This window comes from Segatella hominis, assembly GCF_019249725.2.
Taxonomy (GTDB): Bacteria; Bacteroidota; Bacteroidia; order Bacteroidales; family Bacteroidaceae; genus Prevotella.
This window is the reverse complement of the sequence record NZ_CP137559.1, coordinates 2,568,061-2,586,680: the sequence shown is the minus strand read 5'-3', so window position 1 is coordinate 2,586,680 and position 18,620 is coordinate 2,568,061. Positions and strand designations below refer to the sequence as shown.

Annotated in this window: 16 protein-coding genes; 13 read left to right on the top strand and 3 right to left on the bottom strand. The window is 41.0% G+C overall.

Annotation, left to right across the window (positions count from 1 at the left end):
- The first annotated feature begins 3 nt into the window (after positions 1-3).
- Together KUA50_RS10550 and KUA50_RS10545 are read left to right on the top strand one after the other, a co-directional pair.
- On the top strand, positions 4-609 hold the full coding sequence (locus KUA50_RS10550; RefSeq protein WP_218456181.1) for an HAD family hydrolase: 606 nt from the start codon (positions 4-6) through the stop codon (positions 607-609).
- A gap of 45 nt (positions 610-654) precedes the next feature.
- Positions 655-828, top strand: a complete 174-nt coding sequence (locus KUA50_RS10545; protein ID WP_218456182.1) for a hypothetical protein — start codon at positions 655-657, stop codon at positions 826-828.
- A gap of 181 nt (positions 829-1,009) precedes the next feature.
- On the opposite strand, the gene KUA50_RS10540 is transcribed toward KUA50_RS10545, so the two are convergent.
- On the bottom strand, positions 1,010-2,776 hold the full coding sequence (locus tag KUA50_RS10540; protein WP_218456183.1) for an ATP-binding protein: 1,767 nt from the start codon (positions 2,774-2,776) through the stop codon (positions 1,010-1,012).
- 177 nt (positions 2,777-2,953) lie between these two features.
- Between KUA50_RS10540 and KUA50_RS16915 the strand changes: the two genes are divergently transcribed.
- From KUA50_RS16915 to tnpC, 5 genes are all read left to right on the top strand, one after another.
- Positions 2,954-3,181 (top strand): HAD-IA family hydrolase, encoded by a 228-nt coding sequence (locus KUA50_RS16915; RefSeq protein ID WP_218456184.1) that lies wholly within the window; start codon positions 2,954-2,956, stop codon positions 3,179-3,181.
- Between the two features lie 46 nt (positions 3,182-3,227).
- Positions 3,228-3,404 (top strand): hypothetical protein, encoded by a 177-nt coding sequence (locus tag KUA50_RS10535; RefSeq protein WP_218456185.1) that lies wholly within the window; start codon positions 3,228-3,230, stop codon positions 3,402-3,404.
- Positions 3,405-3,752: 348 nt separating this feature from the next.
- A complete protein-coding gene (locus KUA50_RS10530; protein WP_134842472.1) occupies positions 3,753-4,163 on the top strand; it encodes a hypothetical protein in 411 nt (136 codons plus the stop codon).
- Positions 4,151-4,498 (top strand): IS66 family insertion sequence element accessory protein TnpB, encoded by a 348-nt coding sequence (gene tnpB / locus KUA50_RS10525; protein WP_022110333.1) that lies wholly within the window; start codon positions 4,151-4,153, stop codon positions 4,496-4,498. The genes KUA50_RS10530 and tnpB overlap by 13 nt, the downstream gene beginning before the upstream one ends.
- A 101-nt stretch (positions 4,499-4,599) precedes the next feature.
- The gene (gene tnpC, locus KUA50_RS10520; protein WP_318346025.1) at positions 4,600-6,159 is read left to right on the top strand and encodes an IS66 family transposase; all 1,560 of its coding nucleotides are present in this window, start codon (positions 4,600-4,602) and stop codon (positions 6,157-6,159) included.
- 1,008 nt (positions 6,160-7,167) lie between these two features.
- Here the strand turns inward: tnpC and KUA50_RS10515 are convergent.
- Positions 7,168-8,391 (bottom strand): transposase, encoded by a 1,224-nt coding sequence (locus KUA50_RS10515; protein WP_217752555.1) that lies wholly within the window; start codon positions 8,389-8,391, stop codon positions 7,168-7,170.
- Positions 8,392-8,769: 378 nt separating this feature from the next.
- On the opposite strand from KUA50_RS10515, the gene KUA50_RS10510 reads away from it, so the two are divergent.
- The 6 genes from KUA50_RS10510 (at position 8,770) to KUA50_RS10485 (ending at position 17,959) form a co-directional block, all read left to right on the top strand.
- The gene (locus tag KUA50_RS10510) at positions 8,770-12,105 is read left to right on the top strand and encodes a TonB-dependent receptor (protein ID WP_218457258.1); all 3,336 of its coding nucleotides are present in this window, start codon (positions 8,770-8,772) and stop codon (positions 12,103-12,105) included.
- Positions 12,106-12,118: 13 nt separating this feature from the next.
- Positions 12,119-13,513 carry a RagB/SusD family nutrient uptake outer membrane protein gene (locus KUA50_RS10505; RefSeq protein WP_218457257.1) on the top strand — a complete coding sequence of 465 codons (1,395 nt, stop codon included), beginning with the start codon at positions 12,119-12,121 and terminating at the stop codon, positions 13,511-13,513.
- A 56-nt stretch (positions 13,514-13,569) separates the two neighbouring features.
- Positions 13,570-14,613 (top strand): MBL fold metallo-hydrolase, encoded by a 1,044-nt coding sequence (locus KUA50_RS10500; protein WP_218457256.1) that lies wholly within the window; start codon positions 13,570-13,572, stop codon positions 14,611-14,613.
- A gap of 16 nt (positions 14,614-14,629) precedes the next feature.
- The gene (locus KUA50_RS10495) at positions 14,630-15,529 is read left to right on the top strand and encodes a glycerophosphodiester phosphodiesterase family protein (RefSeq protein ID WP_218457255.1); all 900 of its coding nucleotides are present in this window, start codon (positions 14,630-14,632) and stop codon (positions 15,527-15,529) included.
- A 22-nt stretch (positions 15,530-15,551) separates the two neighbouring features.
- Positions 15,552-16,451, top strand: coding sequence for a glycerophosphodiester phosphodiesterase family protein (locus KUA50_RS10490; protein ID WP_218457254.1), 900 nt, complete (start codon positions 15,552-15,554; stop codon positions 16,449-16,451).
- A gap of 158 nt (positions 16,452-16,609) precedes the next feature.
- On the top strand, positions 16,610-17,959 hold the full coding sequence (locus tag KUA50_RS10485) for an MFS transporter (protein WP_218457253.1): 1,350 nt from the start codon (positions 16,610-16,612) through the stop codon (positions 17,957-17,959).
- Between the two features lie 94 nt (positions 17,960-18,053).
- Here KUA50_RS10485 and KUA50_RS10480 read toward each other — a convergent pair whose 3' ends face one another.
- A complete protein-coding gene (locus KUA50_RS10480; protein ID WP_287845481.1) occupies positions 18,054-18,515 on the bottom strand; it encodes an RNase H family protein in 462 nt (153 codons plus the stop codon).
- Positions 18,516-18,620 lie beyond the last annotated feature (105 nt).

The window sequence follows — 18,620 nt, the reverse complement described above, 5'->3', positions numbered from 1 at the left end:
ATTATGATAAAGAATTTGATTTTTGATTTCGGCAAAGTGCTCGTAGATTACGAATACTTTGAAACTCTTGACCAAATATTCAAGACCCACGAACAGGCAGAAGAATTCTATCATCTTCTGATAGACGGTAAGTGGAATGAGAATATGGATCGGGGAGACTCTTTTGAGGACACCTTCTGCAAAATGCAGCAGATCATGCCGCAATATAAGAACGAGATTGCGGTGGTATCCCAGCGCTTCAATGAATTTGTGCGTGGCGAAAAGGAGGGGATGCGAGACCTGCTGGCTCAATTGAAGTCAGAAGGTTACCACCTTTATGGTCTTTCCAACTGGTGTACCAAGTGTCACGAGACAATGGCGCAATATCCGATTTTCCAACTATTGGAAGGGCAGGTCATTTCGTCTGAGGAAAAGATCATCAAGCCAGACCAGGCGATTTACGAGCGCCTTTGCCAGAAGTATTCTCTACTGCCAGAAGAATGCCTTTTTGCAGACGACAGAATAGAAAATGTAGAAGCAGCCCGAAAATTCGGAATGCAGGCCATCTGCTTTGAGGATGCAGTACAGTATGAGCAGGAATTGAGAAAAATCTTAGCCTCAGTTGTATAATTAGTAAATAGTTAATTAGTAATAAAGTTCTTACTAAAAAGACTATTGGCTTGGCTTATCTGGTACAAGGCAAGTCCTGACGTTTCGGATCAGATGATAGAGCAAGCGATTGATGAACTTTTGGATCAGAATCGTCAGTTCTATCAGCGTGATATGGAAACCATGACGGTTTACCAGAAAATTTTCCTCATTGCTGTCTTGAAATGGAATGTAATTTGATGATTTTCAGGGATATAGCTTGTGGAAAATCAGCATGACCTAACGAAGCGCTTTATTAGCATCTAACGAAGCGCTTTATTAGCACCTAACGAAGCGCATCATTAGACCTTAATAAAGCGCTTTCTTATATTTTGTACTTGCGCTTCTATTGAAAACTTGCCCCATGTGATGATTAATGCCATCATTCGATTTCCTCGCAAACCACCATCTCTGCCCCTCGATACATCACTACGAGCTTGTGTAGATGGGTGGTCTTTACGGCATCTCTCACTATGTCGCTATCGGCATAACGGGTGATTTGCGCAGAGGCTTCCTTGAGGAGTTCTTTCACTTGCTGGTCCGTGGTGCTCGTCTTGCAATATTTCAGTTCGATGATGTAGCTGTCCACCATGTCCTTGTAGATGTCGCAAAGAGGGGAGAGGAAGATGTCGGCATAGCCGCCATCATTGTCCAACTCGGAGATAGGGCGATAGAAGCGGCACTGGCTTGCCATCGCCAAGGTGAAACCATGCACGAAAGCCTCGCCTTTCTGCTTGTCACGCTGCGAAGAATAGCGTTTCAGGCTATCAGCGATGAACTCGAAATAAGCCTTGTAGTTGCCATCGTAAGCCAGTTTGCTCTCCAACTGGGTCTTGTTATAAGTATCGTATACCAAGTCGTTCTCTTTATAGGTGTCGAGAAGATAGGTGTACATCTGGTCACGCACCACCTCGTTAGGGATGACAAACTTTGTTTCGCCTTTATATTCTCCATCTATCGTCAGCATGCCGAAATAGAAGAGCAGGCTCACGAAGTTGTCAGGGTCGTTGATATGGTCGGCTGGGAAATTTTCTACGAGCTTGCCTGTAACGTATCCCTTGGTGACCAACTGCTGGATGACACTGGCGTCATGGGCGAACTCCTTGTCGTGACGGATAAGCATGCGCAGCTTACTGTAATCCGTGCGAACATTACTCTCCACCATCGAGTCTGGAATATCGTATTCGTTACGGATGTAATTATCCAAGAAGTAGAGTACCATTACGGAATTATACATGGTGGTCTTTCCATATTTCTTGACAGCGAAACAATAGTTGTCGTACCATGGCTTCATCACGGTGATGAGCTCATCTACGGTGTGATTGAACGGCAAGACGCTTGAGTAATAGCCCAACATCTCCCGCACTTCCTCCTCGGTGAATCCCGTCATCTCATTGAATTGTGGAGTGAGCGAGTAATTTGTGCCGATGTTGAAGCCACTGGTGAGGTCGTCCATAGTGACAGGGCTTACACCCGTGACGAAGACACGTCCTAAAGCCGAGCCGGCTGCACCCTTGATGGTGTTGAAGAAGCGACGTAGATAACCCTCTCCATGAGTCTGGTTGCGGTATCGCTCCAGATGCTCCTCGTTGGCAAGGATTGTGTTTGTAAAGTTGTCGTACTCGTCGATAAAGAGATAGATTTTCTGGTTAGCTTCCTTGCAAACCTGGCATAAATACCTAAGTTGTCCTATGGCACCAATTTCTCTGTTCAACCCCTCCTTTGCATCAGGAGGAAGCAAATGGGCATATTGGTTACAGAATGAATTGAACATAATGTTACAGTGCACATCCAATCCACTTTGATAATTGTCTATACCTGCGTCCACTTCAGCGAAATTGAGGTGAATGATGAGATATGTATTATGCTCTGGCGTAGGATTCTCGCCAATGTACAATCCACCGAAGAGGGACTCAAACTTGTCCTTCTTGTTGATGTCGTAGTAATGTTCAAGCATGGAGAGGGTGAGGCTCTTGCCAAAACGGCGAGGGCGGATATAGAAGAAGTACATATTGGAGTCTTCTATATCTTCGATGAATGAGGTCTTGTCCACATAGTAACAATCCCTCTCCCTAATATCCTCAAAGTTCTGCATGCCGTAAGGTATGCGCTTGCGATAGATTCGCTTTCTTCTTTCTCTTATAGCCATGGCTTAAATGTATTTTAGCTTTACCATTTGCAAAATTAAGCAATAAATTTGTAACCTCCAAATTTCCCGGTCTATATTTTAGAAAGTGCCATTTTTGAATGGTCGTTCGCAGGTGAACTTTTAACCCAAGATGTTTTAGTAGACATCATACCTGGCAAGACGCAGATTTTCCAACTATTGGAAGGACAGGTCATTTCGTCTGAAGAAAAGATCGTCAGGCCAGACCAGGCAATTTACGAGCGCCTTTGCCGGAAGTATTCTCTACTGCCAGAAGAATGCCTTTTTGCAGACGACAGAATAGAAAATGTAGAAGCAGCCCGAAAATTCGGAATGCAGGCCATCTGCTTTGAGGATGCAGTACAGTATGAGCAGGAATTGAGAAAAATCTTAGCTTCAGTTGTATAATTTAGTAAATAGTTAATTAGTAATAAAGTTCTTACTAAAAAGACTATTGGCTTGGCTCATCTGGTACAAAGCAAGTCCTGACGTTTCGGATCAGATGATAGAGCAAGCGATTGATGAACTTTTGGATCAGAATCGTCAGTTCTATCAGCGTGATATGGAAACCATGACGGTTTACCAGAAAATTTTCCTCATTGCTGTCTTGAAATGGAATGTAATTCGTTGATTTTCAGGGATATAACTTGTTGAAAATCAGCATGACCTAACGAAGCGCTTTATTAGCATCTAACGAAGCGCATCATTAGCACCTAACGAAGCGCATCATTAGACCTTAATAAAGCGCTTTCTTATATTTTGTACTTGCGCTTCTATTGAGAACTTGCCCTTTACCCTTCATCTATCCCTCGGAATCCCCTGTGTTTATCGGGGCTTCAGAGGGTGAAGGGTGCAATTTTACCCTTCATCACTCTTCATCACCCTTCATCTTAAGGGGGTAAGCGGCTCCGCGTTTATACCATTGTAGCTTTCTCGTTTGTTCGTACCTTTGCACCATAATTTTTTAATTGCATGAATTATGACAACAAACGAACGTTTTGAGAAGGCTTGGAATTCCTTCTTAATCTATTTGAATCGAAATCCAAAGGCTCACCTGACTCCTTTCTTGAAGGAAAGGCATGTAAATCACCGTACCATGCAAAATTGGATGTCCGAGAAGGGATATTCTGTCCTGCGTGCCAAGCATGAAATCCGCGAAGTTCAGGAGGCAGCCCGTAAGGAAAGAGCAGAAGCCTCTACTGCAAATACCGGCGTGATGTTCGTGCCTATGGAGTCTCCAACTATAGATCTACCTATGGAGGATCTTCTTCAAGGCATAAACATAACCTTTCCCAATGGAACCGTTGTGTCGATCAAAAAAGGATGCGCCAAGTCTGTTATGGCGTTAATGAAACTTTATGAGAAGGAGGATGCGGTATGTTTGGATTAAATGAGAACACCCAATACTATGTCTGCCAGCGATACGTTCGAATGAACACGGGTATTAATGGCTTGTATCAGATAGTAAGGACGGAGATGGAGCTGCCACCACTTGGCGGTGCTGTCTTCATCTTCTTCTCCAAGAATCGCCAGCAGGTTAAACTGCTAAAATGGGACGGCGATGGTTTCTTGCTATATCACAAGCGACTGGAACGAGGAACCTTTGAATTGCCATTCTTTGACCCTAAGAACAAGCAATGCAAAATGCCGCACAAGACTCTGTCTGCCATCATGAGCGGAATTTGCCTTAAAAGTATGAGATTTAGAAAGAGGCTTAACTTATAGCTGTATTATAATGCCAATAACGTGCTGTATATCAATAAAATAGATAAAATTAATATCCAATAATACTTGCATGTCTCAATATTTTTTCGTACCTTTGCACTATGACAAAGGACGAAATCATAGTACTTTTGAAGGAGCAACTTCAGCATGCTAACGATACTGTGAGTTCGCTGACCATACAGGTCGGTGAACTCATTGAACGTATAAAGTCATTAGAAGAGCAACTCGTCCAGAAAGGAATCGCCATAGACAAAGCGAATCGCCAGAACAGGGCGCTCGGCAAGCTCGTTTCCGGCAAAAAGTCCGAACGTCAGGAGAAGTGTCTGCAAGACTCAATGACTCAGGAAGAATTTGACAGGAAGAAAAAAGAGCAGGCGGAAAAGAGAAAGGAACGCAAAAACAATGGGGCCAAGCGTGACATGCATTATGAGATGGAGGAGAAACATGTTACGGTTAATCCAGACATGGATGCGGAACTTTTGAAGACGCTGCGCATCTATGGCACCCGCACCTGTGTGCGTTACAGCATGGAGCCCATCAAGTTCATCAAGACCGTATATCACATCAACACTTATACGGATGGAAATGTCCTGTATCCAGGAAAGACCCCACCAGCATTGCTGCTAAACTCATCCTATACATCTTCTTTTGCAGCAGGTCTACTGCAGTTGCGGTATATCTATTCCATGCCGGTGGAGCGAATCGTCAAATACTTTGCCGACAGTGGGTTCACACTAAGGAAAGCCACGGCAAACAAGCTGATTGCCAGAAGCGCAGACGTACTGGAAAATATCTATAGAGCCATCTGCCAAAAGGTGTTACAGCAGGATTATGTTACGGCAGATGAAACTTATCATAAAGTACTGCTGACGAGGGTAAAGCCTACAGACAATGGCTCGAAGAAAGGTTACCTGTGGGCGGTAAGCGCACCTAAACTGGGACTTGTGTTCTTCGTATATGAGGATGGATCATGTTCTGAGCAGATCATACTTGATGTGTTCTCGGATTATAAAGGTACAGTACAGAGTGATGCATATGCTCCTTACCGGAAGCTGGAGTCGGATGCTTATCCAGACATTATGAGAATTGCCTGTCTGCAGCATGTCAAGAGAAACTTCATCGACTGTGGCAAGAACGACAAGGATGCACAGGAAGTTGCAGGCATCATCAACAGATTTTATCAAGAAGACAAAAAGCATAAGGTTGGCGTAAATGGATGGACAATAGAGAAACATCTGGCTTATCGGCAATCATACGCACCGGACATTTTGCAGGATTTATTAGAGAAACTGGAGGAATTATCTTCCAGGAAGGATTTGCTGCCCAAATCGCCCTTGGCGCAAGCCGTCGGCTATGCCCTTAACGAGTATAATGCCATTTGTGACATTTTTAAAAGAGGTGATACTGCTCTCGACAACAATTATATTGAGAGAATCCAGAGGTACATATCGCTGTCGAGAAGAAACTCATTATTCTTTGGTTCGCACGAAGGGGCAAGACGAGGAGCTATCCTATATTCTATCGCCATCTCATGCAAAATGAATGGCATTAATCTGTTCGAATACATTAGCGACGTCATAGAAAAGACCGTAGAATGGCAACCAAATACTCCATTGGAAAAATACAGAGACTTGCTTCCTGACAGATGGAAAAAGCAGTAACAGCATTATTCAATCAGCTATTACTGCTTTTTTCAATTATGCAAGGTATAAACGCGGAGCCGCTTACTTAAGGGGATTTGAACTTAAAATAAGCATAATAGGAGGCGATGATTAACCTTAATAGGAGCTAATGGTTAGTCTTAATAGAAGCTTGAATTAGCCCCAGCAGTTAACCCTGGATGGGAATAAGAGAGAAACGAATGTCTTTCTTCATTGTAAATATTTCCTTCTAGATTTTGCCAACTCGTTTTTAGTCGATGTAGCTCTCAAGAAATGGATTTCAGCATAAAAACGATTCTCTTTTTACAACTTTTCGCATCAAAGAATAATAGTAATGCTTTATTATGATCTCATGTTGTACGACTATATAATCCCATGTCGTACGACAATAGTGATGCAATCGTACGTTTATAGGGACCCATGTCGTACGACATGAGAGCCTTATAAACATTATTCTTCAATCACAAAAATCCTAACTGTCTGATTTTCAGCGTCTTCTTTTCCTTGTTCATATTTTCAATATTCACACACAAATAAGATTCAGTTGAAAACACAGAAATCTCAGCAAGGAAAATGTAAAGAGAAATTCACGAATGCCTCTGATTAATAATATGATGAAGGGTGATGAAGGGTTGAAATGCACCCTTCACCCTCTGAAACCCCGATAAACACAGGGGATTCAGGCGGAAAGATGAAGGGTGACGAGATTTTATGAGTGCCGTTTCTAAAAAAAATCCTGATATTCGATAAATACCCCTATATTTCCAAAATGCTTGCTTACGGCACTAATGTGCCCTGGCTGAAGCACCAAAGTGCCCTGACTGGAGCACTTTTAGGGCACAGAGAACTATAGTGCTAACTCTCGGAGATAGTGGTGCTATCTTTCAGAGATAATACTGCATTATAGTCTTTTTAGAGTTTATCCTCTCATATATAAATAGAACTACGAAAACATGTAAAAATGTACGGCTTTTTATGACAATAGTTCGTTAATAATTCAATAATGTGCTAAGCAGCTATACGCTGTAAGCACGAGAGATCTTTGAAAATCTTGCTAATTAAAGTTCGGTTCGGGGTGTACCCGCTTGCTTTAAAAATTCGTTTCACCAGATAAATGTTGGTCATCAGTGACTTGAATGAAGACATAGAATATTCCATTCCCATCTCCTTCATAGTTACCTTGGCAACATTTAGTGATGTGAACGAAGCATTGAAAGCAAAATCGAGTTTCCACTTATCGCGAGCCTGGCAGTCCATAAGACCAGTATAGCCTTTGGCGTCACGAAAGCAAAATTCGATCTGGAACCTGGTTCTATAATAAAGAAGTACTTCTTCACCCGAAAGTGAGGTGTCTGTAGAGAAGAATAGTTTCTTCTTGCCATTCGGCATCTGCCAGATGACAAGTCTAACTTTACACCTGAGTGCCTTGGAATAGGCTATCAAAGTATAAGCTGTTCCTTCTATATCTTTCATCTCCATCTTCTCCATTCGAGTGAGGTCAAGATTCTTCATATCAATCTTGCCATCCTTGGTCTTGGGGCGACCACGTTTTCCAGTACGTGGACCAGCATAGACATAAAAGAGACAAGCATTGTCACGAAAGCGGCTTATCAAAGAGAACCCTTCTTTCTTTATCCCATTAACAAATGTACTTGTAGAGAAGTAAGCATCTGCAACTATGAGGGTTGAGAGTTTAAGAAGTTCCTTGCGGTAACGCTTAATGACGCTGATATAGAAATCTACCATAGTCTTGTTTCTAAGACTCAGTTCTTTATTACTTAGCGACTGGTGTGCTTTTAACATCATGCAGTCTTTGGCATCAATATCAATGAGGCCAATACCCATGATTTCGAGACCATGTTTAACAGACTGAGCACATCCTGACCAAAAACGACCGATATGTGGTGTTTTCTTGCCAGCTTTACTGATGTAGCTGGGATCAATGGCAATAGCCCATCTTCCCTGTTTACCCAAGAAGCGCTTGGCAAGTGAGACATTAAGTTTGAGCCAATCAATGCACTTCGACTTTTTCAAGCCGAATGCGTTGCGATAGGTTTGCTCAACATGCAAGCCATACCTCCCCATTTGGGTGAAATTTATCTTTCTTGGTATTACCATGAACAAAATTATCACCTCGATGAGTATTTTCTCGAAACTTTTTGTTATCTTTGCAGCTGAATCTTCAACTGCATCTTTAAAGATATCCATATATTGGTCAAGTCCTGTATTCATGTAATATTGTATTTGTCGTGATCTACAAAGTTACTGAAAATCAGCGACTTGACCAACTTTTTACAGTTAAGTTTTCATAAGCACTTCTTAATATAAGTTATTGATTTACAGACGATTAAATATTAATTTAACGCAGTATTGTTATGAAATTATCCGTAGAATATTACCGCATTTGTTTTACCAAACCACGGTTGTTTGCGAACACACAAAAAAAGTGAAATAAAAATTTCATTTTAACAGGATTGTAATTGGGTGCAACGAAAAATATAATTGTCTTCAATGCGTAATCGTCTTAGGACAAATTATTAACTAAATAAATATTATATGAACTTAAAACGAATTTCAGCGTCATGCTTTTGTTTGCTGTTGGCTGGACAAATGGCAGTTTTTGCTCAGACCGTCAGCTTCGGTTCAAACAAGGTAACGCTCAAGTCTGCTTTTGAGAAGATTGAGCAGTCTTCCAAGTACAAGGTTGCGTACAATTCTTCTCAGTTGGATGCTAACCGCACAGTCACGTTAACCAAAAAGAGTGATGATGTATTTGGTATGTTGAACCAATTGCTCAAGGGTACAAATTGTACTTATGAATTGGAAGGCAACTACATCGTCATTAAGTCTCAGCACAAAGGAAAAGCTCAAAGCCATGGTAAGAAAATCAAGGTAAAGGGTGTTGTAAAAGATGAAACTGGCGAGCCAGTTATCGGAGCAACAGTCATGGAAAAAGGCTCTGCCAATAATGGAGTAATTACCGATTTGGATGGTAATTATACGATTGAGATTGCCTCTGATGGTTTGTTGGCTGTATCATACATTGGCTGCAAAGATCAGGAAATCAAAGTGAATGGTCGCGAAGTAATCAATGTAAACCTGGCTGATGATAACAAAGTACTCGACGAAGTTGTGGTTGTAGGTTACGGTGTGCAGAAAAAGCGTGACGTATCTACTGCTGTGTCTTCTGTAAAGGCTGAGGCTCTTGCCAATAACCCATCTACAGACTTCCGTCAGGCTCTGGCTGGTAAGATGCCTGGTGTCCAGGTAACAGTACCAAGTGGTGACCCTGAGGGTAGCGTAAGTATTCGTGTACGTGGTGTAAGCACCGTAAATGCAGGTAGTGACCCTCTCTATGTTGTAGATGGTGTGCCAATGGAGCGTGGCTTTGCTAACTTGAACACCAATGATATTGAGTCTATTGAAGTTTTGAAAGATGCTTCTGCAGCAGCTATCTATGGTAGCCGTGGTTCTAATGGTGTTGTTCTCGTTACTACTAAGAAGGGTACCTCTGATAAATTGTCTGTTTCTTACGATGGTTATGTAGGTGTACAGAACGTATCTAAGAAATTGGATATGATGAACGCTTACGAATATGCAGAATTCGTAAAAGATGCACACGATAACGCATATTTGGATAAGAATCCTAATGGAAGTGCAAGTGATCCAAATAGTTCTCGTAAAGAAGGTTACATGAAGATTCCTGATATGTTAGTTCCATATTTGGAAGGACAGACTGGACTCACAGATACAGATTGGCAGGATGCAATTTTCCGTAGTGCAATGACAACAGGTCATAATATTTCTCTTTCTGGTAAATCAAATAGTATCAATTATTTCGTATCAGGTAACTATATGAAGAAAAATGGTATTATAATTGGTTCAGATTTTGAAAAGTATGGTGGTCGTTTGAATCTCTCTGGTCAGCACAAGCGTTTGAAGTTTGGAGTTAATTTTGCTCCTTCTTACTCTGTTTCTAACTCTGTAAATGCTTCTGGCGCAAACGGAATCGTTCAGTCTGCATTGATGATGCCTCCTATTTTCCCTGTTTATAATCCAGACGGCTCTTATAATTATCAGGGTAATGGTTTCTTGCGTATCGGTACTGACTATCAGATTAACGAGGTGTTGAACCCTGTTGCTATGGCTCGTTTGCAGTCAAATGTTACTGATCGTATGTCTATTACAGGTAAGGCATTTGCAGAATTGGAACTCATGAAGGGACTTTCTTATAAGTTCTCTATGGGTGGTGATTATTATGGTGCTCATAATGATAAGTATCGTCAGTCTTCTTTGCCTTTGAAGGGAAAGAATTACTATGATACTCCTTCTAATCCAACGGGTTACAGTTCTTCTTCTTTCTACTTCAATTGGTTGATAGAGAACCAGCTTACTTATACTACAACAATTAATAAGAAGCACAATATTTCTGCAGTCTTGGTACAGTCTGCTCAGAAAGAGACAATGAAGTCTGATAATGTTACGGCAACAGATTACCCTAACGACTACATCCATACAATAAATGGTGGTACTGTAACTGAGGGTGGTTCAGACAAGACTCAGTGGTCTATCGCTTCTTATTTGGCTCGTGTTCAGTACAACTACGAGGGACGCTATATGCTTTCTGCAGCAATCCGTACTGATGGTTCATCACGTTTCGGCAAGAACAACCGTTGGGGTTACTTCCCATCTGCTTCTGCTGCTTGGCGTATCAGCGATGAGCAGTTCTTCAAGAATGTGAAGGAATTGTCTTTCATCAATGACATGAAGATTCGTGCCAGCTATGGTGTGACAGGTAACTTCCAAATTGGCGATTACGACCATTTGGCAACCATGTCTATAGATAACTATATTCTTGGCAATGGTTTAGCTTATGGCTACAAGCCTGATAATATCAAGCGTGATGATTTGAGCTGGGAGAAGAACCAGATGATCAATGCTGGTATCGATATTCAGATGTTTGATGGTTATTTAGGTGTTTCAATTGATTACTATAATACCAATACATCTAATATGTTGCTTTATGTACCAGTACCTCTCTTGACTGGTTATAGCACCTCTCTTCAGAATCTGGGTAAGGTAAACAACCGTGGTTGGGAAATCGGCTTGACTTCACAGCATACATTTGCTAATGGTTTGGGATACTCATTCAATGTAAACTATGCAAAGAATACCAATGAAGTGAAAGAGTTAGGTCCAGGTAATGCACCTATTATTTCTTCTGGTAGTGTTGGTCATGCTTATTATATTACAGAGGTTGGCAAACCAATTGGTAGCTACTATCTTTTGAAGTATGATGGTGTATTCAAGAACCAGCAGGAACTTGATAGTTATCCACACCTTGCTAACGCAAAAGTGGGTGACTTCCGTTTCGTAGATGTTGATGGAAGTGGTGATATTGACTTGGATAAGGATCGTACAGTATGTGGTAATTACATGCCTAAGTTCACTTATGGCTTCGGTGGTAAGCTTTGGTACGGAGGTTTCGATATGGACTTCAACTTCCAGGGCGTTTATGGCAACAAGATTTTGAACTTGAATCGCCGTTACATTGACAATATGGAAGGTAACGTAAATGGTACTAAGGTCGCTCTTGACCGTTGGAAGAGTCCTGAAAATCCAGGTAGCGGTTGGGTAAACCGTGCTAACCGTAAGCAAACTGGTAGTAACGGACGTACTTCAACCTGGCATTTGGAAGGTGGCTCATACCTTCGTCTCCAGAACCTTTCATTAGGTTATACATTGCCAAGCAACTTCACTCAGAAGTTCAAGGTTGAAAAGCTGAGAGTTTATGTTTCTGGACAAAACCTCTTCACCATTACCAACTATAGTGGTTATAACCCAGAGGTAAATGCCCGTCCATCTCAAAACTTGACTCCAGGTGAGGACTATGGTACTTATCCTTTAGCAAGAACATATATGTTTGGTTTGAATCTCACATTATAAAGAATTACACAATATGAAAAAGATATTATTTTTAGCATCTTTAGCAACTTTGCTGATGACTTCATGTGGAGATAGCTTCTTTGATTTGGAGCCAGCAAGTAAAGTAACTATAGATAAGGTGTATAAGACTGCAGGTGATTACGATGTTGCTGTAGTCGGCTGTTACGCAAAGTTGCAGTCTCAGGTGAATTTCTATAAAGAATGCTGTGAGTATCGTAGCGATAACATGGAGGTAAAAGCTCCTACTGCTGGTACTCAGGACCGTTATGACATCAATCATTTTGAAGATAAGCCTTCAAATGGAATCTTGTCTGATTATTGGGCAAATTTCAATAATAACATTTACCGTTGTAACCTGATACTTGATCAGATAGACGGTGCCCAGTTTGACGAGACCTTAAAAAAGCAATATAAAGGTGAGGCTATGTTTATCAGAGCCTTGAACTACTTCAATATGTATCGTGTTTGGGGTGGTGTACCTGCAACAAAGCATGTAGTAAGTGCTGCAGAAGCTTTGAAGATTGCAAGATATTCTGATGAGCAGATGTTTGATCTGATTGCTGGTGATTTGAAGGAGATTGTAGATAATAATTATCTTCCTGAAACTTATTCTGCAACAGAAACAGGACGTGTTACTGCTAATGCTGCTAAGGCTTTGTTAGGTAAGGTTTATCTTACATTCCATAAGTGGAATGAGGCAAAGAACGTTCTTTCTCAATTGATCGGCAAATATTCTCTGTTGCCATCAATCGGTCAGGTGTTTGATGTGAATAACAAGAATAATGCTGAGATTATCTTTGCTGTTCACTTTAATAAGGACATCGTAAACGAGGGTCATACATATTGGTATGATATTACTAATTTGACCGATGAAAGTGGTCAGGCTGATGCTCTCGTAAACTGCTTCACACCAGGTGATACTCGCAAGGAAATGATTACTTATGTGAAGGCAGAAAGTAAGACCTATTTGATGACTAAGTTCTTGGATACAAAGAATGTATCATTCAATCAGGTAGGTAATGACCAAATCTTGCTTCGTTATGCAGACGTTGTTTTGATGTATGCAGAGGCATTGAACGAACTTGGTTATGACGCTTCTGAAAGTTCTATTGCATTGAAACAATTGAATGCAACCAGAACAAGAGCAGGTCTTACTAAGTTGACAGCAGCAGATGTTCCTACTCAGGAAAGTTTCCGTAAGGCTATTTTGGATGAGCGTCAAAAGGAGTTCCCATATGAGGGTCATCGTTGGTTTGATTTGGTTAGAATGGGATATGCAAAGAGCGTATTGGCAGCACAAGGCTTGAATATTCAAGACTATCAGCTTCTTTTCCCAATTCCTCAAACTGAAATAGAAAAGGTAGGCAATCCAGATATCTTGTGGCAAAATCCAGGCTACGATAAGTAAAATGTTAAATTTCAAGAGGACTCAGGTCCTCTTGAAATCTATATTTAGATAGTCGTATGAAAAAGATATTGTTGTTTCTCGTTTTTCTCATTCTGATTTTACCTTCTTGTGGAAATGAAGATACTGGTAGCTCCAATGCTCAAGTGTTGAGCGGAGAAACAACTCAAATGCAAGCAGCAAGAACTGTTGCAGAACATCTGTGGGAAACATCTCCTTTGGAAATTCCTATAGGAAATACGAGAAAATCTATCTTGAATACTATACAAGAAATGGCAGATGCTTGTTCTGCTGATTTCTATATAAGTTATTTGGGTTGTTCTGACGAAAAGGCAAACTTGCGTGAAAGATTTGAACCCATGTTGGCATTTTATCGCTTGAGTTTTGAACATGTATTGCAAGCTGTCAAGTTTACTAATGTAGAGAATGAGACTGCTTATATTTGGAATCTATATAATATGGGATATATAGTTAAAACACCATCTGTATGTTTTGGTATTGATATCAATCATCGTTGGGCAGAACAACTTGAACCTTATTTGGATTTCATTTGCGTAACTCATAATCATCAAGATCATTACAATAAAAAACTTATCAATGCAATGCTAAAGTCTGGTAAGCCTGTATATTCTAATTACATTAAAGGCGGTTGTACTTCCAAAGTTTCAACTGATTATCAATGTAAGAATGTGAAAATTCATGTCTCTATTACAGATCATAATAATGCAGGTTTATCAAATTTTATATCTGTATTTACTTTTGAATGTGGTGATGATAGTGGTAATCTTACAATGCTTCATACAGGTGATTCAAATTTCAAACCGACTCAATATACTAACATATTGCCTCATGTAAATGTTTTGATAACTCGTTATGCTCCAAATGCGTTGGCAGAGAACAATATCTTAGGTACAGGAGAAGGGCAAACGACACCAGATTATGTCTTGGTTTCACATATATTGGAGTTGACTCATATTGACGAAGAGGATTGCAGATGGAGTTTGAATTCTGGATTATACAGAGCTTCTCAACTTAATTGCAAAAAAGCAATAGTTCCTTTCTGGGGCGAACAATTAATTTGGAAAAATAATCAATTAAACTAATTAAAAGCAATATACAATGAAAAAAATATATATATTATCAATGTTGTGCATGCTCACTTCTGTGAGCTTTGCACAAAGCAATTTAAAAGAGATTCTTAAGAATTTCAATAAGCCTGCTAAGGAAAATGTTATGGTTGTTTCTCATCGTGGAGACTGGCGTAATGCTCCTGAAAATTCTGTTCAGGCTTTCCAAAACTGCATCGACATGGGTGTTGATATGGTTGAGTTGGACTTGAAGAAAACCAAGGATGGCGTTCTGGTCTTGATGCACGATAAGAAGATTGACCGTACCATGAACGGAAAAGGAATCGCTGAAGATTTTACGCTTGATTCTTTGAAATCTCTTCGCTTGAAGAATGGCGTAGGTTGCAAGACTCGTCATCATATTCCTACATTCCGTGAGGTGATGGAACTCTGCAAGGGTAAAATCATGGTGAATGTGGATAAGGGGTACGATTACTTCGATGATGCAATGAAGGTTTTGAAGGAGACTGGTACTGTTGACCAGTGCATAATCAAAGCTGAACTTCCTTATGAGGTAGTAAAGGCTGAGCATGGTGATGTCCTTGATAAAATGATTTTCATGCCTGTGGTAAACCTTGGTAAGCCTGGTGCGGAAGAGGTGATTGACGGTTACATCAAAAATATGAAGCCAAAGGCTTATGAATTGGTTTTCAAAACAGATGATGCTAATACTCGTCGTCTGATTAAGAAGGTGCGTGATAGTGGCGCAAGAGTTTTCATCAATACGCTCTGGCCTGAGCTTTGCGGTGGTCATGATGATGATCGTGCTGTTGAACTCAAGCAGCCGGAAGAAAGCTGGGGATGGATTGTTGGTCAAGGTGCTAAACTTATCCAGACAGACCGCCCTGCATTGCTTCTCGAATATTTGAGAGCTAAGAAACTTCACAAGTAAAACGTAAAAAGTTCACGCTTATATGTTCAGAAGGTTTATTGTTTTAGGTTGGTTGTGCATACTTACAGCGGTAAGTTATGCACAACGGATCAACGAAATCCTTTCAGATTTAGCGGCTCCTGCTCAGCAGTCTGTTTTGGTTGTATCTCATCGTGGTGACTGGCGTAATGCTCCAGAAAACTCACTCCAGGCATTCCAAAATTGTATTGACATGGGAGTTGATATGGTTGAACTGGATTTGAAAAAAACGAAAGACGGAGAACTTATCTTGATGCATGACGGAACTTTAGATCGGACAACCAATGGTACAGGAAAACCTGAAGATTATACGCTGGCAGAACTCAAAAAGCTTCGTTTGAAAAATGGAGCAGGCTGCCGTACCTGTCATCAGATTCCTACACTTAGGGAAACTATGCTGCTTTGCAAGGGAAAGATTCTTGTGAATGTGGATAAAGGGTACGAATATTTTGAAGATGTGCAAAAAATTCTTGAGGAAACGGGTACTGCTAACCAATGTGTGGTCAAGGAAAGGTTGCCTTACCAGACCGTAAAAGAGCAACATGGCAATATTCTGGATAAAGTAATATTCATGCCTAAGGCTGACTTGTGTCGAGCTGATGCAGAAAGTATTATAGACAGTTATCTGCAGAATATGAAGCCTTTGGCTTTCGAGGTCAGGTTCTCTCAGGTAGATGATCAGGTTTTACGTCTTGTGAAAAAGCTAAGAGACAATGGCATTCAGGTGTTTGTCAACGCCTTGTGGCCAGCGCAGAATGCGGGACATGATGATGATAGAGCCGTAGAGCTTCGCCAGCCGGATGAGAGCTGGGGATGGCTTGTTCAACAAGGTTTCAAACTTATCCAGACAGACCGCCCTGCATTGCTTCTCGAATATTTGAGAGTGAAGAATCTTCACAAGTAGTTTTAGGTTTCATTATATATTTCAAATAGTTGATTGTGTTAGGATAGTTGTGCATGCTTACGGTGGTAAGTCATGCACAACTTAAAAAAGCTCTGACTCATGTTGCTTTTTGGGATATGTATTGGAATTCAATCTCTCATTTATAATAAGTAAAAAATATGTTTAAGAAAATAATTGATTTTTATAAAGTTTCCGAACCTGTAGCATGTGAAAACATGAGCGAAGAGGAAAGTGCCAAGAAACTCAAGAGATTGCAATGGGCAACTTTCCTTTCTGCTACTATCGGTTATGGTACTTACTATGTTTGCCGATTGAGCTTGAATGTAATCAAAAAGCCAATTGTGGATAATGGTGTTTTCTCTGAGACAGAGTTGGGTATTATCGGTTCTGTTCTCTTCTTCACTTATGCTATCGGTAAGTTTACCAATGGTTTCCTTGCAGACAGAAGCAACATCAAGCGATTGATGTCAACAGGTCTGTTGGTTACAGCTTTGGTTAACTTGATTTTGGGCTTTACCCATTCCTTTATACTTTTCGCAGTATTATGGGGATTGAGCGGTTGGTTCCAGTCTATGGGTGCTGCTTCTTGCGTGGTAGGTCTTTCCAGATGGTTTACAGATAAGAACCGAGGCACGTTCTACGGCTTTTGGAGTGCCAGCCATAATATTGGTGAGGCTATGACGTTCATCTTTGTGGCTTCTATTGTAAGTGCATTTGGATGGCAATATGGTTTTATCGGTGCTGCCGTGGTGGGTATTGCCGGTGTGGTACTGTTGCTGACATTCTTCCACGATACTCCTGCCAGCAAGGGTGTTTCGCTCCCTGGTGCACAGGTGATAGAGAAAAAACAGCAGGATACGGCTTCTTATAATAAGGCGCAGAAAGCTGTGTTGAAGAATCCTTTGATCTGGGTCTTGGCTTTGAGTAGTGCCTTCATGTATATTAGCCGTTATGCGGTAAATAGCTGGGGTATTTTCTACCTGGAGAATGAGAAGGGTTACTCTACCATTGATGCAAGTTTTATCATTTCCATCAATTCTGTTCTCGGTATTGTAGGTACTGTGACATCAGGCTTGTTGTCTGATAAGGTATTTAAGGGCAACCGCTATTTGCCTGCAGTTATCTTTGGATTGTTGAATGCCTTAGCTCTCTGCCTGTTCCTTCTGGTTTCTGGTCATCAGCTTTGGGTAGATGTTACTGCCATGATTCTCTTCGGTTTGAGTATCGGTGTGTTGCTCTGTTTCCTTGGCGGTTTGATGGCTGTGGATATTGCTCCTAAGAATGCTTCTGGCGCTGCTCTTGGTGTTGTCGGTGTCGCAAGTTATGTTGGTGCTGGTATTCAAGATATCATGAGCGGTTTACTCATAGAGGGTAATAAGCAGATTGTGAATGGAGTGGATTGTTACGACTTCACCTATATCAATTATTTCTGGATAGGTGCAGCTTTAATGTCTGTTCTCATGACAAGTATAGTTTGGAAAGCCAAACCCAAAAAGACAAGTGTTTAAAGTTTTTTAGGGTCATGAAAGTTACCTATAGTGATAGGATAATTTTCATGACCATTTTTTTAGAGGAGGAAACTTATGAATGGGAAGTTTTCTTTTATTTCCTTCCGAAGTCGGCTGGGATTTCGCCCCAAGTCTTGGTATCCCATTTCAAAATAGGGATGGTAACCTGGTGGGTGCGGAGCCAGTTTTCTGCGCGGGCTATGATCTGATGGAGCTGCGCGGTCTGGGGAGTATGCTCCAACTTGGTCTTGCATTGTTTCTTTTTTACCCACAGCTGGGCATTCACGCTGTCGCTGTAGATTACCTTGTCAGTAATCCCCCTTTGTTCCATCAGGGCAAGGGCGTGGACTATGGCGAGGAACTCGCCGATATTATTGGTGCCGTGTAGCGGACCGTAGTGGAAAACCTGTGCTCCCGTCTGCAGGTCTATGCATTGGTATTCCATCGGACCGGGATTGCCGGAACAGGCTGCATCTACAGCCCAGGCATTTGCCATTACTTCATTGGGCAATGGTAAAACGGTATCGTTTCTCCATGATGGAGGATTCACAGGCATATTACTCATATTTCTATTATTTCTGTTGGGGTTAAAAAAAAGCAAATGAGCATGTCCCAATCTTTCTGTTGGGACGATGCTCATTATTTGTCAATAGTCAATATT

Excerpts from the sequence above, each read along its gene's own strand:
- KUA50_RS10540 (WP_218456183.1), bottom strand. The coding sequence starts at position 2,776 with ATGGCTATAAGAGAAAGAAGAAAGCGAATCTATCGCAAGCGCATACCT.
- KUA50_RS10505 (WP_218457257.1), top strand. The coding sequence starts at position 12,119 with ATGAAAAAGATATTATTTTTAGCATCTTTAGCAACTTTGCTGATGACT.
- tnpC (WP_318346025.1), top strand. The coding sequence starts at position 4,600 with ATGACAAAGGACGAAATCATAGTACTTTTGAAGGAGCAACTTCAGCAT.
- KUA50_RS10500 (WP_218457256.1), top strand. The coding sequence starts at position 13,570 with ATGAAAAAGATATTGTTGTTTCTCGTTTTTCTCATTCTGATTTTACCT.
- KUA50_RS10530 (WP_134842472.1), top strand. The coding sequence starts at position 3,753 with ATGACAACAAACGAACGTTTTGAGAAGGCTTGGAATTCCTTCTTAATC.
- tnpB (WP_022110333.1), top strand. The coding sequence starts at position 4,151 with ATGTTTGGATTAAATGAGAACACCCAATACTATGTCTGCCAGCGATAC.
- KUA50_RS10490 (WP_218457254.1), top strand. The coding sequence starts at position 15,552 with ATGTTCAGAAGGTTTATTGTTTTAGGTTGGTTGTGCATACTTACAGCG.
- KUA50_RS10485 (WP_218457253.1), top strand. The coding sequence starts at position 16,610 with ATGTTTAAGAAAATAATTGATTTTTATAAAGTTTCCGAACCTGTAGCA.
- KUA50_RS10515 (WP_217752555.1), bottom strand. The coding sequence starts at position 8,391 with ATGAATACAGGACTTGACCAATATATGGATATCTTTAAAGATGCAGTT.
- KUA50_RS10495 (WP_218457255.1), top strand. The coding sequence starts at position 14,630 with ATGAAAAAAATATATATATTATCAATGTTGTGCATGCTCACTTCTGTG.
- KUA50_RS10480 (WP_287845481.1), bottom strand. The coding sequence starts at position 18,515 with ATGCCTGTGAATCCTCCATCATGGAGAAACGATACCGTTTTACCATTG.
- KUA50_RS10510 (WP_218457258.1), top strand. The coding sequence starts at position 8,770 with ATGGCAGTTTTTGCTCAGACCGTCAGCTTCGGTTCAAACAAGGTAACG.
- KUA50_RS10550 (WP_218456181.1), top strand. The coding sequence starts at position 4 with ATGATAAAGAATTTGATTTTTGATTTCGGCAAAGTGCTCGTAGATTAC.